This is a genomic window from Avibacterium volantium (genome assembly GCF_900635775.1).
GTDB lineage: Bacteria > Pseudomonadota > Gammaproteobacteria > Enterobacterales > Pasteurellaceae > Avibacterium > Avibacterium volantium.
This window is the reverse complement of record NZ_LR134167.1, coordinates 707,978-724,363: the sequence shown is the minus strand read 5'-3', so window position 1 is coordinate 724,363 and position 16,386 is coordinate 707,978. Positions and strand designations below refer to the sequence as shown.

General features: G+C 41.4%; 20 protein-coding genes. 9 read left to right on the top strand and 11 right to left on the bottom strand.

Going from position 1 to position 16,386, the window contains the following annotated elements; all coding sequences use genetic code 11:
- Positions 1-40 precede the first annotated feature (40 nt).
- Positions 41-1,087 (top strand): Abi family protein, encoded by a 1,047-nt coding sequence (locus ELZ61_RS03590; RefSeq protein ID WP_126371502.1) that lies wholly within the window; start codon positions 41-43, stop codon positions 1,085-1,087.
- Between the two features lie 57 nt (positions 1,088-1,144).
- On the opposite strand, the gene proB is transcribed toward ELZ61_RS03590, so the two are convergent.
- Positions 1,145-2,248: a glutamate 5-kinase gene (proB, locus tag ELZ61_RS03585; RefSeq protein ID WP_126371500.1), complete on the bottom strand. Its 1,104-nt coding sequence runs from the start codon at positions 2,246-2,248 to the stop codon at positions 1,145-1,147.
- A 158-nt stretch (positions 2,249-2,406) separates the two neighbouring features.
- On the opposite strand from proB, the gene ELZ61_RS03580 reads away from it, so the two are divergent.
- Genes ELZ61_RS03580 through folA form a run of 3 tightly spaced genes read left to right on the top strand, consistent with a single transcriptional unit; the run spans position 2,407 to position 4,186 of the window.
- Entirely contained in the window at positions 2,407-3,195 is a 789-nt protein-coding gene (locus ELZ61_RS03580; protein ID WP_126371498.1) for a threonine/serine exporter family protein, read from the top strand.
- Positions 3,192-3,656, top strand: coding sequence for a threonine/serine exporter family protein (locus ELZ61_RS03575; protein WP_103853895.1), 465 nt, complete (start codon positions 3,192-3,194; stop codon positions 3,654-3,656). The genes ELZ61_RS03580 and ELZ61_RS03575 overlap by 4 nt, the downstream gene beginning before the upstream one ends.
- 32 nt (positions 3,657-3,688) lie before the next feature.
- Complete coding sequence (gene folA, locus ELZ61_RS03570; protein WP_126371496.1) at positions 3,689-4,186, top strand: type 3 dihydrofolate reductase; 498 nt, start codon at positions 3,689-3,691, stop codon at positions 4,184-4,186.
- Positions 4,187-4,263: 77 nt separating this feature from the next.
- Here folA and mutM read toward each other — a convergent pair whose 3' ends face one another.
- From mutM to radC, 4 genes are all read right to left on the bottom strand, one after another.
- Positions 4,264-5,079 carry a bifunctional DNA-formamidopyrimidine glycosylase/DNA-(apurinic or apyrimidinic site) lyase gene (mutM, locus tag ELZ61_RS03565; protein WP_126371495.1) on the bottom strand — a complete coding sequence of 272 codons (816 nt, stop codon included), beginning with the start codon at positions 5,077-5,079 and terminating at the stop codon, positions 4,264-4,266.
- Positions 5,080-5,229: 150 nt separating this feature from the next.
- The gene (gene rpmG, locus ELZ61_RS03560) at positions 5,230-5,400 is read right to left on the bottom strand and encodes a 50S ribosomal protein L33 (protein ID WP_005542835.1); all 171 of its coding nucleotides are present in this window, start codon (positions 5,398-5,400) and stop codon (positions 5,230-5,232) included.
- An 11-nt stretch (positions 5,401-5,411) separates the two neighbouring features.
- Complete coding sequence (gene rpmB, locus ELZ61_RS03555; protein ID WP_011608297.1) at positions 5,412-5,648, bottom strand: 50S ribosomal protein L28; 237 nt, start codon at positions 5,646-5,648, stop codon at positions 5,412-5,414.
- Positions 5,649-5,874: 226 nt separating this feature from the next.
- Positions 5,875-6,531 carry a RadC family protein gene (gene radC, locus ELZ61_RS03550; protein ID WP_126371493.1) on the bottom strand — a complete coding sequence of 219 codons (657 nt, stop codon included), beginning with the start codon at positions 6,529-6,531 and terminating at the stop codon, positions 5,875-5,877.
- 175 nt (positions 6,532-6,706) lie between these two features.
- Between radC and coaBC the strand changes: the two genes are divergently transcribed.
- From coaBC to crp, 5 genes are read left to right on the top strand one after another with little or no spacing between them, the layout of a single operon-like run.
- Positions 6,707-7,918 carry a bifunctional phosphopantothenoylcysteine decarboxylase/phosphopantothenate--cysteine ligase CoaBC gene (coaBC, locus tag ELZ61_RS03545; protein WP_126371491.1) on the top strand — a complete coding sequence of 404 codons (1,212 nt, stop codon included), beginning with the start codon at positions 6,707-6,709 and terminating at the stop codon, positions 7,916-7,918.
- A 19-nt stretch (positions 7,919-7,937) separates the two neighbouring features.
- Entirely contained in the window at positions 7,938-8,393 is a 456-nt protein-coding gene (dut, locus tag ELZ61_RS03540) for a dUTP diphosphatase (RefSeq protein WP_126371489.1), read from the top strand.
- A 7-nt stretch (positions 8,394-8,400) separates the two neighbouring features.
- A complete protein-coding gene (slmA, locus tag ELZ61_RS03535; protein ID WP_126371487.1) occupies positions 8,401-9,099 on the top strand; it encodes a nucleoid occlusion factor SlmA in 699 nt (232 codons plus the stop codon).
- A gap of 21 nt (positions 9,100-9,120) precedes the next feature.
- A complete protein-coding gene (locus ELZ61_RS03530) occupies positions 9,121-9,345 on the top strand; it encodes a YheU family protein (protein ID WP_103853888.1) in 225 nt (74 codons plus the stop codon).
- 51 nt (positions 9,346-9,396) lie between these two features.
- Positions 9,397-10,008 (top strand): cAMP-activated global transcriptional regulator CRP, encoded by a 612-nt coding sequence (gene crp, locus ELZ61_RS03525; protein ID WP_241969749.1) that lies wholly within the window; start codon positions 9,397-9,399, stop codon positions 10,006-10,008.
- Between the two features lie 74 nt (positions 10,009-10,082).
- On the opposite strand, the gene ELZ61_RS03520 is transcribed toward crp, so the two are convergent.
- The 6 genes from ELZ61_RS03520 to ELZ61_RS03495 form a co-directional block, all read right to left on the bottom strand.
- The gene (locus ELZ61_RS03520) at positions 10,083-11,597 is read right to left on the bottom strand and encodes a DHA2 family efflux MFS transporter permease subunit (protein ID WP_126371485.1); all 1,515 of its coding nucleotides are present in this window, start codon (positions 11,595-11,597) and stop codon (positions 10,083-10,085) included.
- 1 nt (position 11,598) lies between these two features.
- On the bottom strand, positions 11,599-12,765 hold the full coding sequence (locus ELZ61_RS03515; protein WP_126371483.1) for an EmrA/EmrK family multidrug efflux transporter periplasmic adaptor subunit: 1,167 nt from the start codon (positions 12,763-12,765) through the stop codon (positions 11,599-11,601).
- Positions 12,766-12,777: 12 nt separating this feature from the next.
- Positions 12,778-13,275, bottom strand: coding sequence for a transcriptional repressor MprA (gene mprA / locus ELZ61_RS03510; RefSeq protein WP_164550717.1), 498 nt, complete (start codon positions 13,273-13,275; stop codon positions 12,778-12,780).
- A 150-nt stretch (positions 13,276-13,425) separates the two neighbouring features.
- The gene (locus ELZ61_RS03505; RefSeq protein WP_126371479.1) at positions 13,426-14,436 is read right to left on the bottom strand and encodes a YeiH family putative sulfate export transporter; all 1,011 of its coding nucleotides are present in this window, start codon (positions 14,434-14,436) and stop codon (positions 13,426-13,428) included.
- 91 nt (positions 14,437-14,527) lie between these two features.
- The gene (locus ELZ61_RS03500) at positions 14,528-15,178 is read right to left on the bottom strand and encodes an IS1595 family transposase (protein ID WP_126371477.1); all 651 of its coding nucleotides are present in this window, start codon (positions 15,176-15,178) and stop codon (positions 14,528-14,530) included.
- Between the two features lie 79 nt (positions 15,179-15,257).
- Positions 15,258-16,214: a LysR family transcriptional regulator gene (locus ELZ61_RS03495; protein ID WP_126371474.1), complete on the bottom strand. Its 957-nt coding sequence runs from the start codon at positions 16,212-16,214 to the stop codon at positions 15,258-15,260.
- Between the last annotated feature and the right edge of the window lie 172 nt (positions 16,215-16,386).

Genomic DNA, 16,386 nt, shown 5'->3' with positions numbered 1-16,386 from the left:
TCGGCGAGTTTTTTTATATATGAGGAATGTCAATAATAAAATGCTTACTTTTAAGAAACCCGAAAAAAGTAATACTGAGTTGATTAAAGAATGGAAGAAAAGAGGATTAACCATTCCTGATGAACAACGTGCGGAACGTTATTTAGAATTCATTAGTTATTATCGACTTTCAGCCTATACGATTCCTTTTCAAGCTCCATCTTCTACACAACCTCATCAGTTTAAGCCAAATACTACATTTGATGATATTTTAAATTTGTATATCTTTGATAGAGAGCTTCGGTTATTAGTTATGGACGCGATAGAACGTATCGAAGTTGCGATACGTACGCAGATTTGTAACGTACTTTCTTTACAAAAAGATGACAATGAAGATTCTTTAGGCGCTTTTTGGTATTTAGAAGGGAAACATTTTCTGCATAAATTCGCTCATTTTCAGTTTTTGTCAAAGCTAGAAAAACATCTTCTAGATGAAAAGAATAAACTAGAGCGTGATATTAAAAAGATTGAAAAAAGGGAACATCTTTCTAGAGAGCAGAAAGAAACCCTAATAGAAAAAGCCCAAAAAGAAAACTTTGTACGCCATTATGTATCTCAATATGACAATCCCAAACTTCCCCCTTGCTGGATGATGGTTGAAATGCTTACTTGGGGTGAGTTAAGCAATTTATACGCACATTTACGTTCATCAAATTTAAGAAAACAAATTGCTACTAATTTAGGCGTAACTGCTGAAATATTAGAATCTTGGCTAAAAGCGTTTAATACGATTCGCAATATTTGTGCACACCATAGCCGCCTTTGGAATCGTGAGTTAGGAATTGCAATTAAAATACCTCATTCTACTAAAATCCGCTGGCTATCTACTATTCCACAACGAAACCAGCTTAATAATATCCAATTTGAGCGCCGGATTTATTCTATATTGGTAGCACTACAAACAATACTTTATACCGTAAGTCCCAAATCAAGCTGGGCAAAACGATTAAAAGCACTAATAGAGAAATATCCCCAACTCTCTTTGTTTAATATGGGAATCCCTGAGAATTGGCATCAAGATAGCTTTTGGAAAAATGCCTTAAAATAAAAACAATGAAAAAACTACCGCTCTTTTCTAAGTGTGGTAGTTTTTTCCATAATTTATCTACAACACCACCATATCATCACGATGCACTGCAACAGAGCCGTATTCATAGCCCAAAATTTGCGGAATATCTTGCGATTTTTTGCCTTTGATTAAATTCAACGCATCGCTGTTGTAGCGCGGAATGCCAAGGGCGATAACTTTACCGTTAGGCTGCTGGATTTTCACCACTTCACCGCGTGAGAAGCGCCCTTCGATTTGTGCAATGCCTGCTGAAAGCAAGGATTTATGCTGAATTAACACCGCACTTGTTGCCCCTTCGTCAATGATGATCGTGCCTGCAGATGGCGCAGCAAAAAGCCATTGTTTACGGCTTTCAAGGCGATCCCTTTGCACAATAAATTTTGTTCCGATATTTTCCCCATAAGCCAGATCCACAATCACATTTTGGCGATTGCCGGGGGCGATAATGGTTTCTACGCCTGAACGGGTGGCAACATCCGCGGCGATCACTTTGGTGGACATTCCGCCCGTGCCAAGGGTTGTGCCACTTCCGCCGGCAATTTGGCGAATGTCATCAGTGATTTTTTCCACCACGGAAAGCAATTTGGCTTGCGGATTTTTTCTTGGATCGCTATCGAACAAGCCTTGTTGATCGGTGAGCAAATAAAGTTGCTCCGCTTGTGCCAAAATTGCGACTAGGGCGGATAAATTATCGTTATCGCCCACTTTAATTTCTGCGGTAGCAACGGCATCATTCTCATTAATTACCGGAATAATGCCGTTATCTAACAAGGCGTTAAGGGTATCTCGCGCATTAAGAAAACGCTCGCGATCTTCAATATCAGCACGGCTGAGCAAAATTTGCCCGATATGAATATCATAAATGGAAAACAGCTGTTCCCAAGTTTGAATAAGCTGGCTTTGCCCCACGGCGGCTAATAATTGCTTTGATGCAATAGTAGGCGGAAGTTGTGGGTGGTTGAGATAATCGTGCCCTGCCGCCATAGCGCCAGAAGTAACAATAATAATGCGAAAGCCTGCTTGATGCAGTTGGGTGATTTGTCGCACAATTTCCATCATATGTGGACGATGAAGCTTGGTTGTGCCTTGGGTTAAGGTGCTTGTGCCAAACTTCACCACGATGGTTTTCTTTTGTTCCATACGAAATTTTCCTGTTAATGTTGAATGCCCGAAACCCTATCATTAAATGAGAAAAATTTCATTAAATTTTCACCACACTTTCTATGATTTAAAACAATCTTTATTACCTAAAAAGAGTTATAATATCGACATTTTTTAATCAACTCATCTTAGCCAAAATGTCAGAGCAAAGTCGTATTGAACGCCAACGTGAAGTAACAAGGTTATGTATAAAAGTCGCATTAATGCTACTTCAACACGGGGCAGAAAGTGCTGTGGTGGTACAAATGTCGCATAGATTAGGGCGCGCTTTGGGAATGGATAGTGTGGAATGTGCATTAACGCCCAACGCTGTGATTATCACCACGCTATATCATAATCATTGCATTACCACCGCACGCAAAAATGTGGATCAGGGCATAAATATGCATATTGTTACAGAAGTGCAGCGGGTGGTGATTACTGCCGAGCGCCGTATTTATGATATTCATCAAGTGCGTAAACGCCTTGAGCAAATTAAGCCGTTTAAATATAACCGCTATCTCGTGGTGCTGATGATTGGTTTATCCTGCGCCTGTTTTGCCCATTTGTCTGGCGGCGATATTCGGATTTCAGTCATCACCTTTGTTGCCGCTGCCGTTGCGATGTTTATTCGCCAAGCTCTTGCCCATCGACATTACAATCCGATTATTGTGTTTTCCATTACCGCCTTTATTGCATCGATTATTTCAGGAATGGCGCTGAAATATCAGTTAGGCAATGATCCGCAAATCGCCCTTGCTTCTAGCGTGCTTTTGCTCGTGCCGGGCTTTCCATTGATTAATTCGCTGGCGGATATTCTCAAAGGCCACGTTGGTATGGGCTTAGGGCGTTGGACGATTGCCACCATTCTCACCTTTGGCGCGTGTTTGGGCATTGTTTTTGCCCTTGTGCTGTTGAATATTCCCTATTGGGGAGAATTAAAATGACCCTATTGCTGAATTTATTCGATGATATGCTATTCGCCGCCATTCCTGCGGTGGGCTTTGCTTTAGTTTTTAATGTTCCGCCTAAGGCCTTGAAATATTGTGCCATTTTAGGCGCATTAGGACACGGATTGCGAACCTTGTTAGTGCATTTTGATGTACCGTTAGTGTTTGCTACCTTTGCTGGCGCAAGTTTAATTGGTTTTATCGGCGTGCATTTATCCCATCGTTATCTTGCCCACCCAAAAGTGTTTACCGTCGCGGCGATTATTCCGATGATCCCAGGCGTTTATGCTTATAAAGCGATGATCGCCATTGTGCAAATTCACCATTATGGCTTTTCCGATGTGTTATTTGCCCAAATGATTGATTATTTTATTAAAACTGGCTTTATTCTAGGCGCATTGGTTTTTGGCTTGGCGCTACCGGGCTTATTGTTCTATCGACAAAAACCTGTAATATAATAGGCAAAGCAAGGTAAATAAAAGGAAAGCAAATGACGCTCAGTTTAATTGTGGCAATGACGAAAAATAATGTGATCGGGAAAGATAATCAAATGCCGTGGCACTTGCCTGCGGATCTTGCGTGGTTTCGCCAAAATACGCAAGGCAAGCCCGTGATTATGGGGCGAAAAACCTTTGAGAGCATTGGTCGTCCGTTGCCAAAACGCACCAATATTGTGCTTTCCCGTTCTCCTTTTCAGCACGAAGGCGTGATTTGGAAAAGTGATTTTGCAAGTGCGGTGGATTTTGTCAAAGATTTTCCCGAAATAATGCTTATCGGCGGCGGTGAGTTATTTAAACAATATCTTCCCATTGCAGATAAACTCTATTTGACTGAAATTCAAGCAGAAATTGACGGCGATACGTTTTTTCCACAAATTGATTGGACAGAATGGCAAATTGAATTTGAACAATATCACCCCGCTGATGAAAATAATCCTTATGATTGTCGGTTTTTAATTTTGCAACGAATTAATAGAACGCATCCATAACAAAAAAGGAAGGTCGATTTGGCTTACCTTCCTTAATTGATTAGCTTTATACAAGTGCGGTGCTTTTTTAGCTATTTTTATGCTTTTTTCTGACATTTTGGGCAGAAAAAGCTATTACGTTGCCCGATGACTAAACTTTCAATTTTGGTCCCACACGTTGGACAAGGTTTATCTTTATTGCCGTAAACCCTTAATTCTTGGGCAAAATAACCGGGGCGGCCGTCAGGTTGCAAGAAGTCTTTCAACGTTGTACCACCTTGCGCAATGGCAGTGGCAAGCACTTGTTTAATGGTTTGCACCAGCAATTCGCATTGAGCTTTAGTTAAGTTTTTGGCTAATTTTAGCGGATGTAAACCGCATAAGAAGAGCGTTTCATTGGCATAAATATTGCCCACGCCCACCACCACAGCATTATCCATTAAAAAGGTTTTAAGTGCGGTCTGTTTTTTACGAGATTTTTTGAACAAATATTCCCCAGTAAATTCTGCTGAAAGGGGTTCTGGGCCAAGTTTGGCAAAAAGATGAAAATCTGCCAGATTATCCGTCCAAAGCCACGCACCAAAACGGCGAGGATCGTTATAACGCAGCACCTTGCCATTATTCATCACAATATCTAAATGATCGTGTTTATCAATGGGGCTATCCTGTGGCACGACACGCAAAGATCCCGACATACCTAAATGCCCAATGATCGCACCTTTTTCCGTATGAATGATCAGATATTTGGCACGGCGGGAAAGATGACTCACTTTAACCTGCTTAAACTCACTTAATTGCGGGCTGATTTCCCAGCGTAATTTAGGATTACGCACTACGATTTTTTCAATGGTAAATCCTGTTAAATAAGGGGAAATCCCATTTTTAGTGGTTTCAACTTCAGGTAATTCAGGCATTTTTTCTCCGTGTAAATGATATAGTTCTAGTGAAAATCTCTCTGCGTTACGCTATAAATAGGGGCAATCAATAAAAATCCAAGAAAAGCGCCTATAAAAGACATAAAAAAACCCGAACAAGTCGGGTTTTTCTAATTCATCAAAGCCAAATTATTTGATTTTAGCCTCTTTGTAAATAACGTGTTTACGCACAACAGGATCAAATTTTTTGATCTCCATTTTTTCTGGCATATTACGTTTATTTTTTGTTGTTGTGTAGAAATGACCGGTTTCAGCTGTTGAAACTAAACGGATTTTTTCACGAGCACCTTTAGCTGCCATTTTTTAGCTCCTTAGATTTTCTCGCCACGAGCACGGATTTCAGCTAACACTGCATCAATGCCTTTTTTATCAATAATACGCATACCTTTCGCTGTTAAGCGTAAAGTTACGAAACGTTTTTCAGACTCAACCCAGAAACGGTGAGTATGTAAGTTAGGAAGAAAACGACGACGAGTCGCGTTCATTGCGTGTGAGCGGTTGTTACCAACAGCTGGACGCTTGCCTGTTACTTGACAGACTCTAGACATATTAATCTCCAATAAATCAAATATAAGCTCGAGCTTAGGGTTCGGATTACTGCAAACTAGGTTTGCAAGCCACCTCGTCAGGTCGCTGTAACCGACCCGCATACTATATTAAAGGTGGCAAATTATACTCACTTTATTTGCTATACTCAAGCCTAAATCACTTAATTAACGCAATAAATGACAAAAAAATCAGCAATTCCACCGCATCATTCTTGCTAAATGGCTATTATAACCACCCTTTTTCACTAAAAGAAACATAACAGCCTTTGCCGATCACAAAATGATCCAGCACGCGAATTTCCACTAATTCTGCCACTTTTTGGATCTTTTCTGTGATGATCCGATCGGAATTGCTCGGCTCCGCAATGCCTGATGGGTGATTATGTGCCAAAATAATCGCCGCCGCATTACAAAAAAGTGCGCTTTTAACAATTTCTCTGGGATACACAGCGGCTGTGTTGATCGTACCTAAAAACATTTCTTCTTTTTTAATCAGGCGATGCTGATTATCTAAAAAAAGTACCAGAAAAACTTCCCGCTCTTTATGTTCTAGCTCCGTTTGCAAATATATTCTCACCAACTCTGGGCGAGTAAATGCCTGTGCCATTTCCAATTCTTGCAATAAATAACGCTTTGTCATTTCCGTGCTGGCTTGCAGCTGGATAAATTGTGTAATGCCCAAGCCTTTAACGTTGCAAAAGGCTTTTTGATCCGCACTGATTAATTGTCGCAATGATCCAAAATGATCAAGAACCACACGAGATAATTCCATTACCGAACAGTTCTTGATTCCCGTGCGTAAAAAAATGGCTAATAATTCGCTATCATCAAGGGCTTCTGCACCAAATTTTAGCAGTTTTTCCCGTGGCATTAAGGTGGTCATTTGCAGTGTTTGTTTCGGCTTTTTAGTATCAAATTGCGGATCTTTTTAACATAGATAACAGCGCTCTGACAGGCTTCCCTACGACTTTTGCGATCCTGATCGAAAAATTGAATTTTTTATTAGGGAAAATTACAGTAAAATTAACCGCACTTTTAATTTGGATTGATTGGAAATAATGCAAGATCTTCAAGGAAAACGTATTGTTGTTGGTATAACAGGTGGGATTGCTGCTTATAAAAGCATTGAGCTGATTCGCTTATTACGCAAAAGCCAAGCGGAAGTGCGCGTGGTTCTCACCCCTGCTGCGGCAGAATTTGTTACGCCACTCACGTTGCAAGCCATTTCAGGTAATGCGGTGGCGCAGTCATTGCTTGATCCCCAAGCGGAACTAGCAATGGGACATATTGAACTGGCAAAATGGGCAGATCTCATTGTGATCGCCCCTGCCAGCGCAGATTTTATGGCACGCTTAAATGCAGGAATGGCCAATGATCTGCTCACGACTATTTGTCTTGCCACCGCTGCGCCGATTTTGCTTGCGCCCGCGATGAACCAACAAATGTTCCGCCAACCCATTACCCAACAAAATTTGGCCAGTTTAAAAGCCCGTGGCATTGCCACCATTGGGCCTAACAGTGGTGAACAGGCTTGTGGGGATATGGGCTTTGGAAGAATGTCAGAACCGCAAGAAATTTACACCGCACTTTGCGAAATTTTGTTACCGCCACAAGATCTTAGCCACTTAACGATTGCGATCACCGCTGGCCCAACTCGCGAAGCCATTGATCCTGTGCGTTATATTAGCAATCATAGTTCGGGCAAAATGGGCTTTGCTATCGCTGAGGCCTTTGCTAAACGGGGAGCGAAAGTCAAATTAATTGCAGGGCCTGTGAATTTGCCTACGCCAGCTCAGGTGGAACGAATTGAGGTGATTTCCGCACAAGAAATGGCGAACGCCTCTCTTTCCCTTGCGCCACAAGTGGATATTTTTATTGGTTGCGCTGCAGTGGCGGATTACCGTGTTGCGCAAATCGCCGAGCAAAAAATGAAGAAAACTGCCGATCGCGATACGCTCACCTTAGAATTGGTGAAAAACCCTGATATTATTGCGGCGGTGGCGGCGCTGACTGAACACCGTCCATTTGTGGTGGGGTTTGCTGCAGAAACGCAAAATGTTGCACAATATGCACAAGATAAATTAGTGCGTAAAAATTTAGATCTGATCTGTGCCAATGATGTGTCTAACGGACAAGGCTTTAATGGTGATGATAACCAGCTTCAGCTGTTCTGGCATGATGGCAACGTGCAATTACCGCGTAGTCACAAAAAAGATCTGGCGGTACAACTTGCGCAACAGATTGTAGAACGCTTTCAAGCTCAAGTTTGAACGAAGGAATAAACAAAAAATGAAAAAGATTGACGTAAAAATTTTAGATAGCCGAATTGGCACGGAATTTCCCTTGCCAGCTTATGCCACAAGCGGTTCTGCAGGTTTAGATCTGCGCGCGTTGGTAGAAGAAAGTTTTGAAATTCAACCAGGAGAAACCAAATTAATCCCAACTGGGCTTTCTATTTATATCGCCGATCCTAACCTTGCGGCAGTGATTTTGCCTCGTTCAGGGCTTGGGCATAAAAATGGGATTGTATTGGGCAATTTGGTGGGCTTGATTGATTCCGACTACCAAGGGCCGTTAATGGTATCAATGTGGAACCGTGGCTCGCAGCCTTTTAAAGTGGAAGTAGGCGATCGCATTGCACAGCTAGTTTTCGTACCAGTGGTGCAAGCAGAATTTAATATTGTGAGTGATTTTGAACAAACAGAACGTGGTGAAGGCGGATTTGGCCATTCAGGCAAACAATAGAGGAACTATGGTCGAAGAACAACTGGAAATTGCAGGCATTGAGCCTGCGCCTGAGCAAACTAAGCCAAATAACCCAACTAAGCTCAGCGAAAAAAATACAGAAAAAGCACCGAAAAGCGACAAACGCAGCGTAAAAGAACGCCGTCAGCAAGTGCTAACTGTGCTCACTCATATGCTTCATTCTGAACGTGGAATGGAACGAATGACCACCGCACGCTTAGCTGAAGAAATCGGCGTGTCCGAAGCTGCGTTATATCGTTATTTCCCAAGCAAAACCAAAATGTTTGAGGCTCTCATTGATAATTTAGAAAGCAATTTATTCAGTCGCATTAACCATTCGATCAAAAACGAAACTAACACAATGAACCGCGTGCGTGATATTTTGCAAATGATCTTAGATTTCGCACGCAAAAATCCGGGGCTAACTCGTGTGCTAACAGGCCACGCCTTAATGTTTGAAGATCCAAAATTACAAGCACGCGTGGCGCAATTTTTCGATCGCTTAGAATTTCAATTTGTGAATATTTTACAAATGCGCAAACTGCGTGAAGGGCGCGCCTTTAGCATTGATGAGCGTATTATCGCCAGTTATTTAGTCAATCTCTGCGAAGGGCAGTTTATGCGTTATGTGCGGTCGAATTTTCGCCATAATTCAAACCAAAACTTTGAACAACAGTGGAAACTTATTGCAGTACACTTTGCATAATAGTAATTTTTAGGTAAGATGATGATTATTCCTTGGCAAGATTTAGAAGAAGAAACGCTCATTAATATTGCAGAAAGTTTCATTCTGCGTGAAGGGACGGATTACGGTGAACAGGAGCTTTCTCTGCAACAGAAAACTCAAAACTTGCTGACCAACATACGTCAAGGAAAGGCTGTAATTGTTTGGTCGGAATTACACGAGTCCATTGATATTAAAGATAAAATGGAATTTCTTAATCATAGATGATAAATGTAGGAGGACACCGTGCAAGAACAACAAGGGCAACACACTCCACCAATGGATCCAACCTTAGAATGGTTTTTATCCCATTGCCATATCCATAAATACCCAACCAAAAGCTCAATTATTCACGCAGGTGAAAAAGCGGAAACCCTTTACTATCTCATCAAAGGTTCTGTAGCAATTTTGGTGAAAGATGAAGACGGCAAAGAAATGATCCTAACTTACCTAAATCAAGGGGATTTTTTCGGCGAAGCGGGATTATTTGAAGAAGGTCAGGAACGTTCCGCTTGGGTGAAAACGAAGACGACCTGTGAAGTGGCAGAAATTTCGTACAAAAAATTCCGCCAGCTTATTCAAGTGAATCCCGAAATTTTAATGTATTTATCAGGGCAGCTTGCACGTCGTTTACAAAATACATCAAGACAAGTGCGCAACCTTGCTTTCCTTGATGTTGCTGGTCGCATAGCACAAACTTTGCTAAATCTGGCAAAAATGCCTGATGCAATGACCCACCCTGAAGGAATGCAGATCAAAATTACACGACAAGAGATTGGTCAAATGGTCGGCTGTTCTCGTGAAACCGTAGGGCGAATTTTGAAAATGTTGGAAGATCAACATCTTATTTCTGCTCATGGTAAAACTATTGTGGTTTATCATTCAAGATAAAAATATCTATTAACGAAAAGAGCGGTGGAAAATTTAGAAATTTTGCACCGCTCTTTCTTTTTTCACTTTCACCACTAGTGCTTATTACCAAAAGGCGGTTTGGCGAACCACACTACAACGAAAAGCAACATAAACATTATGGCGGACAACCAGAAAATTTCATTGGCGCCGATGATAAATCCTTGCGCGGTAATACTTTGTGCTAAGGACATTGATGTTTGCGTATCATTCAAACCCACTTGCGCCATTGTGTCGTAATAGGCTTGCGCATTGGGGTTATAAGGATTAATCGCCTCGGTGAATTGGGTGTGATGCACTGCTTCACGGTTGTACCACAAAAAGGTAGTCAGCGATGTACCAATTGAACCTGCAAGGGTGCGCAGAAAATTAAATAAACTTGATGCAGACGCCATTTTTTCTGGCGGTAAACCTGATAGCGTAATGGTGGTGAGAGGCATAAAAAAGCACGCTACGGCAATCCCTTGAATCAGCTGCGGCAAGGCGACATCAGCAAAGGTCATCGCAGGTTCAAAGGTTACGGCACGCCAATGGAAAGTTAGCGCATACACCATAAAACTGATTGTAACCAAAATGCGCATATCAATTTTGTAGCCAAAACGTCCGATTATTGGCGAAAGCAAAATCGGGAATAGGCCCACAGGCGCAGCAGCAAGCCCTGCCCAAGTGGCGGTGTAGCCGTACACTTGTTGTAACAATAACGGAATCAGCACCACTGAACCGAGATAGATTAAAAACGCAAGGCTGGTACACAGGCAACCAACACTAAAATTGCGTGATTTGAACAGGGAAATATCCACCACAGGGTTCTCGTCCGTCAATTCCCAAATAATCAACGCAATTAAGGCGATAGCGGAAACGATAGTTAGCACCACGATTTCAGTGGAATTAAACCAATCCTGCTCGCGCCCTTGATCGAGCATTAATTGCAAACAGCCCACGCCTACCACAAGCAGAATTAAGCCCATCATATCAATAGGTTGTTGGAAAGTTTTGGTTTCTCGCTTGCCTAAGATTTTCCAACTGAGAAAAATCACACATAGCCCAATCGGCACATTAATGAAGAAAATCCAGCCCCAGTGCAGGTTATCACTGATCCAACCGCCAAGAATCGGGCCAAAAATTGGCGCAACTACCACAGTCATAGACCAAAACGCCAGCGCCATACTGCGTTTTGCAGGGGGATAATTATTAAGCAATAAACTTTGTGAAAGGGGAATAATCGGCCCTGCTGCTAGCCCTTGGAAGATGCGGCATAAAATCAACATTCCTAGGCTATGAGAAACGCCACATAGCCAAGAAGCCAGCACAAATAATCCTGTGGCGATTAAAAACAAGCGCACTTCGCCAAAGCGTTTGGCTAGCCAGCCTGTAATGGGAATAGATACCGCATTTGCCACGCCGAATGAGGTAATCACCCAAGTGCCTTGACTGAACGATGCGCCCAAATCCCCTGCGATGGTGGGAATTGCCACATTAGCAATGGTGGAATCCAGCACTTGCATAAAGGTTGCTAAGGATAGGGCAATGGTCATCACCGCAAGGGCTGCGCCCTGAATCGGTTTTTGCATTTTATTCACCTGCATTGGCTTGAATAATTTGTTCGGCTAATTGATGCACAGGGCTTAAATCGTAATCTAGCACCTTGGTTTCATATAGCACTTGGTTTGGACGAGATTCACGCAGCACCTTGCCTTGCGTGTCTGCCACATTCACTTCCACCGTGGCAGAAAGCCCTATGCGTAACGGATATTTTTCCACTTGTTCAGGATCGAGATCAATGCGTACTGGCACACGTTGCACCACTTTGATCCAGTTCCCTGTGGCGTTTTGTGCAGGTAAAAGAGAGAATGCACTGCCCGTTCCCATTGAAATGCCGCTGATTTTACCGTCAAACTTCACATCATCACCGTATAAATCAAAGACTAATTTCACAGGCTGACCAATACGCATTTTGCCGAGCTGGGTTTCTTTAAAGTTCGCGTCCACCCACATTTGTTGATTGGACACCACCGCCATTAATGGGCTGCCCACCGCGACTTTTTGCCCCACTTGCACATTACGGCGCGCCACATAACCATCAACAGGGCTGACAATTTGACTGCGTTGTAAGTTCAACCAAGCAAGGGTTAAAGCACTCACCGCATTTTTCACCGCAGGCTGCTCCCGTAACGGCAAATCTTTTAATAAGGCTTGATTAGCTGCTAATTGATTTTGTGTGGCTTGCAGATCCGCTTGCGCCATATTCACTGCTTCTCTGGCGTGCTGTAAGGTTTCTTTATCAATAGATCCCGTTTTGGCTAATTGCTCACGGCGTTGCAAATCACCTTTGGCTTTATTAAGTGCGGTGCTTTTTGCGTTCAAAACCGACTGTAATTGCTTCACCGTAAAACCTAACTGTTCAATTTGACGCACGCTGCTGGCGAGATTATCTTGCGCCTGCTGGAAATGCAGTTTGAGATCCGTATCATCAAGTTGCAATAACACATCGCCTGCGTGGACAAAATCCATATCGTCCACATTTATTTTGCTCACATTGCCACTCACTTGGGCAGAAATCATCACTTGGTTGCCTGCTACATAGGCATCTTCCGTTTCTTCATAATTTCGCACAAAGAAAAACCAATACACGCCCGTGATAATCGCGATCAGCAACAAAATCGTAATGAAATAGCCAAGGGCTTTTTTACGTTTGGCTTTTGGCGAAGCTGGTTTTTTGTATTCTGTTTGTTCGGTCATTTTATTTACCCATTAAAGATTTTCTAAATTGCTGAGCAGTTTGAGTAATAATTGCTTTAACTGCTGTTGTTCTTGCTTGTCTAACACGGAAAAAATGTCATCGACTTGTTGCCATTGATTTGGCAACAGTTGCTCCAAAAACTGTACACCTTGCGCCGTGAGTTTTAAGGAAAAAGCACGGCGATCGCCCGCTACTTCCGTTCGTTCTAACCATTCCCGCTTCACCAATTCATCGGCAATGCGTGTGGCATTGGTTTTAGAATAACCAAAAATCTCACTTAATTTGCTCGGCTGCAAAGAATGATTAGGCTGGCAATACAGCACGGCCAACGCCATAAATAGGGTGTCGTTGAGTTGATATTTTTTTAATAACTGATTGCGTCTTTCCACATAATGGCTGCTGTTGTGTAGCAACAAACGTGCCAGCAAAATTTGCTCCACAGGCATTGTGGGATTATTTTGTGCTGATTGACGAATTAACTTTTCTTGTTCTGAAAACGAAATCGGCATAGACATAATAATAACTAAGTAGAAAATAAACTGCGTAATAGTAACTTGAGTTACTATTTAAGTCAAAAAAATACCGCACTTATTTTTCTTACATAAATAAAGTGCGGTGCTTTTTCTCAATGTTTTTGGCTTGCTTAGTTCAACCTGAATTTATCCTAAAAGATAAGTGAAAACGAGATTAATCCCTAATCCCCCTACAATTAACCAAATCCAAATAATTGCGCCTAATAATAGCGGTTTTGTTCCAGCTTGTTTGAGAGAGTTAATATTGGTGGTAAGTCCTAATGCCGCCATTACCATCATTAATAAAACGCTATCAAGCTGAACCAAAAAACTCACCACCGCTTGCGGTAATACATTGAAAGAATTAAAAATTGCTACGCCAATAAATAATAACGCAAAATAAGGAATCACAATTTTGCCTTGTTGCTCCCCGCTTTCTTTGCGTAAAAAATAGGACAACGCAAGCAAAAGTGGCGCGAGCATCATCACACGCAACATTTTAGAAATCACCGCTGTATCCGCCACTTGTGAACCTATATTCGCGCCAGCTGCATATACTTGCGCTACTTCGTGAATTGTCGATCCAATATAAATACCAAACGCCTGATCAGGCAAATAGGCTTGCAAATAAGGGTACAACACAGGGTAAAGAAACATACTCAGCGTGCCAAAAATCACGATCAACGCCACTGCTACAGAAACTTTATAAGATGGTGCTTTTACGATCGGCTCTGTCGCCATAATCGCCGCCGCCCCACAAATGCTACAACCTGCTGCAGTGAGCTGTACGATTTGACGATCGATCTTCAGCCACTTAATCCCTACCCAACAAGTAAGCAAAAAGGTTAAAATCAGCACGGTGGCATCGGCAAACAGCGCACTTAATCCCACTTGGCTAATATCCTGAAAGGTTAAACGAAAGCCAAACAACACAATACCGCAACGCAGTAAAATTCCTTTCGCAAACAACACGCCAGCTTTCATTTGTGGCTCAATATAAGGATAAAAGGTATTACCACCCAAAATCCCCAACACAATGGCTAAGGTCAAGGCGCTAATATGCCACTGCACCGCCAACTGAGTTTGCGCAACCCAGCTCGCCAGCACACTAATTAAAACAGTTAATAATAAACCGGGGATAAGGGGGAGGTGTTTCATAATCTCTGACAATGTTAGAACAAAGTGGCTATACCATAACCAATTTTTAAAAGAAATAAAACTTTTAATTTGGGGCTGTAGTAGATTAGCCCTAAATTTCACACCATTTTCGCAATATTTTTAACTGCTCTTTTGGTGTCCCAAAGTTAAACCGAAATTCACATTCCTTCAAGAATAAAGGAAAGTTTTTTCGGTTAATTCCATTATATTTTCGCAGTATCCGCTTCGCCTGATTCCAAAAATTTTCAATGCCATTAATATGATTTTGTTTCACCGCAAATAGCTCGGAATGATTGATTCGTTCGTGGTGAAATTCACTCACATCAAGAGCATCATAACTGCGATAAGTGTCCGTATAAACCCAGCTATCAGGCTTGATTTTTCTTTTAACAGGGAGTAATGTTTCACTCTTGGTGTTTTCAACCACAACAGTAAATACCTTTCCTTGTCGTTTTAGTAACCCAAAAACAGCAACTTTTCCAGCCGCTCCTCGTCCTCGTTTTCCCTTTCGATGACCACCAAAATAGCTTTCGTCTAGTTCAATTTCCCCCTCAAAAATCTCGTTAACTTCAAGGGATAAATGATAGCCAATCACAAGCCTGATTTTATGGTAGAACAAAGCGGCTGTATTCGGTTGAATATCTAGCAAATTTGCTGCTGTTCTTGCAGTAACTTCTGCGACAAAAAACTCAAGCAGTTTTTTCTGTATAGATTTCTTTAATTTACAATACGTTATCTTCATTTTTGTAGTATAGCATTGTTGCTAATCTACTACAGCCCCAAATATTTTTCTATTCAAAGAAACTTCATATTTCAATAAGTTAGCTAGGAGGCTTATCATAATTGCTCACTTTAGATAAATCCAGATGATGGGTGAAGTTCCACATAATAGGATGTTTCTCTTTGATCATTGTCGCCAGCGTTTGAGTAATATGCCCTTTTTCCTTTCTCAACCAACTAAAACAAAAAGGAGAATTCGCTCTTGGGTGAACAACTTGTCGTGCGATAAGCTGTCCCGAATCTAGATAAGGTTTAGCAAGAAAATAAGGGAGAAAGCCAACACCAATACCATCAATATGCATAGCTAGTTTTGTTGCAAGGTTAGGGACAACAATTTCATGTTGCCCTTTCAATAACCAACCTTTTCGTTTTCTGATATGGATACTCGTATCTGCGACATTAATTGCAGTGAACTGCCTTAAGATATCATTGGATAAAAGTCCGTGATAGTGGCGGATTGGATGTTTAGGCGAAGCAACAAAGACCCAAATAAGTTCTCCCATTGGATAATGATCTAAGCGATTGCTAATAGGCGTCCAACCGGGGGCACCAATTGCGAAATCAGATTTTTCAGAAAGTAATCTACTCCATACACCATTATAAACTTCTCTCCGAACTCTAAAATGCGTTTTGGGGTAATTTTTAGATAAAAAACCAAGCAAAGCGGATACCGTATATTTATCATACATTAGATTATTGATAGAAATGTCAAATGATAACTCAATATTTTGATGAATTTGTACTAATTCGGTTTTTAAGTTATTCATATCATCTAGCATCATTTCTAAACGTTGCTTTAGGTGTTCTCCCTCTTTCGTGAGCCTAACCTGCCTTGTATTACGATGAAATAATGCAACGTTCAAGTGAGACTCTAAGGTTTTTACACGATAAGTTATTGTGGCGGTTGTTTTATGTAACTTTTTTGCAGTAACACTGAAAGATCCATTTTCAGCTAAAGTGAGAAAAGTCTCAATGGCATTAATATCAAATTTTGACATAACTACTCCTTGTTATCTAAGATATTGATACTTAATTGATGATTAGAGTATCCATTCTAGCAATAAAGAATTAATACAATACATCATACAGTTAGTTGTCACTTGAGTATGTAAAATTTTTTAAATTACCTTTCACTCAATATCACTACCAAGTAGCAATATCTACAAATAA

Bases quoted from the DNA above. Each gene is read 5' to 3' on its own strand.
- ELZ61_RS03590 (WP_126371502.1), top strand. From the start codon at position 41: ATGCTTACTTTTAAGAAACCCGAAAAAAGTAATACTGAGTTGATTAAA.
- proB (WP_126371500.1), bottom strand. From the start codon at position 2,248: ATGGAACAAAAGAAAACCATCGTGGTGAAGTTTGGCACAAGCACCTTA.
- ELZ61_RS03580 (WP_126371498.1), top strand. From the start codon at position 2,407: ATGTCAGAGCAAAGTCGTATTGAACGCCAACGTGAAGTAACAAGGTTA.
- ELZ61_RS03575 (WP_103853895.1), top strand. From the start codon at position 3,192: ATGACCCTATTGCTGAATTTATTCGATGATATGCTATTCGCCGCCATT.
- folA (WP_126371496.1), top strand. From the start codon at position 3,689: ATGACGCTCAGTTTAATTGTGGCAATGACGAAAAATAATGTGATCGGG.
- mutM (WP_126371495.1), bottom strand. From the start codon at position 5,079: ATGCCTGAATTACCTGAAGTTGAAACCACTAAAAATGGGATTTCCCCT.
- rpmG (WP_005542835.1), bottom strand. From the start codon at position 5,400: ATGGCAGCTAAAGGTGCTCGTGAAAAAATCCGTTTAGTTTCAACAGCT.
- rpmB (WP_011608297.1), bottom strand. From the start codon at position 5,648: ATGTCTAGAGTCTGTCAAGTAACAGGCAAGCGTCCAGCTGTTGGTAAC.
- radC (WP_126371493.1), bottom strand. From the start codon at position 6,531: ATGACCACCTTAATGCCACGGGAAAAACTGCTAAAATTTGGTGCAGAA.
- coaBC (WP_126371491.1), top strand. From the start codon at position 6,707: ATGCAAGATCTTCAAGGAAAACGTATTGTTGTTGGTATAACAGGTGGG.
- dut (WP_126371489.1), top strand. From the start codon at position 7,938: ATGAAAAAGATTGACGTAAAAATTTTAGATAGCCGAATTGGCACGGAA.
- slmA (WP_126371487.1), top strand. From the start codon at position 8,401: ATGGTCGAAGAACAACTGGAAATTGCAGGCATTGAGCCTGCGCCTGAG.
- ELZ61_RS03530 (WP_103853888.1), top strand. From the start codon at position 9,121: ATGATTATTCCTTGGCAAGATTTAGAAGAAGAAACGCTCATTAATATT.
- crp (WP_241969749.1), top strand. From the start codon at position 9,397: ATGGATCCAACCTTAGAATGGTTTTTATCCCATTGCCATATCCATAAA.
- ELZ61_RS03520 (WP_126371485.1), bottom strand. From the start codon at position 11,597: ATGCAAAAACCGATTCAGGGCGCAGCCCTTGCGGTGATGACCATTGCC.
- ELZ61_RS03515 (WP_126371483.1), bottom strand. From the start codon at position 12,765: ATGACCGAACAAACAGAATACAAAAAACCAGCTTCGCCAAAAGCCAAA.
- mprA (WP_164550717.1), bottom strand. From the start codon at position 13,275: ATGCCGATTTCGTTTTCAGAACAAGAAAAGTTAATTCGTCAATCAGCA.
- ELZ61_RS03505 (WP_126371479.1), bottom strand. From the start codon at position 14,436: ATGAAACACCTCCCCCTTATCCCCGGTTTATTATTAACTGTTTTAATT.
- ELZ61_RS03500 (WP_126371477.1), bottom strand. From the start codon at position 15,178: ATGAAGATAACGTATTGTAAATTAAAGAAATCTATACAGAAAAAACTG.
- ELZ61_RS03495 (WP_126371474.1), bottom strand. From the start codon at position 16,214: ATGTCAAAATTTGATATTAATGCCATTGAGACTTTTCTCACTTTAGCT.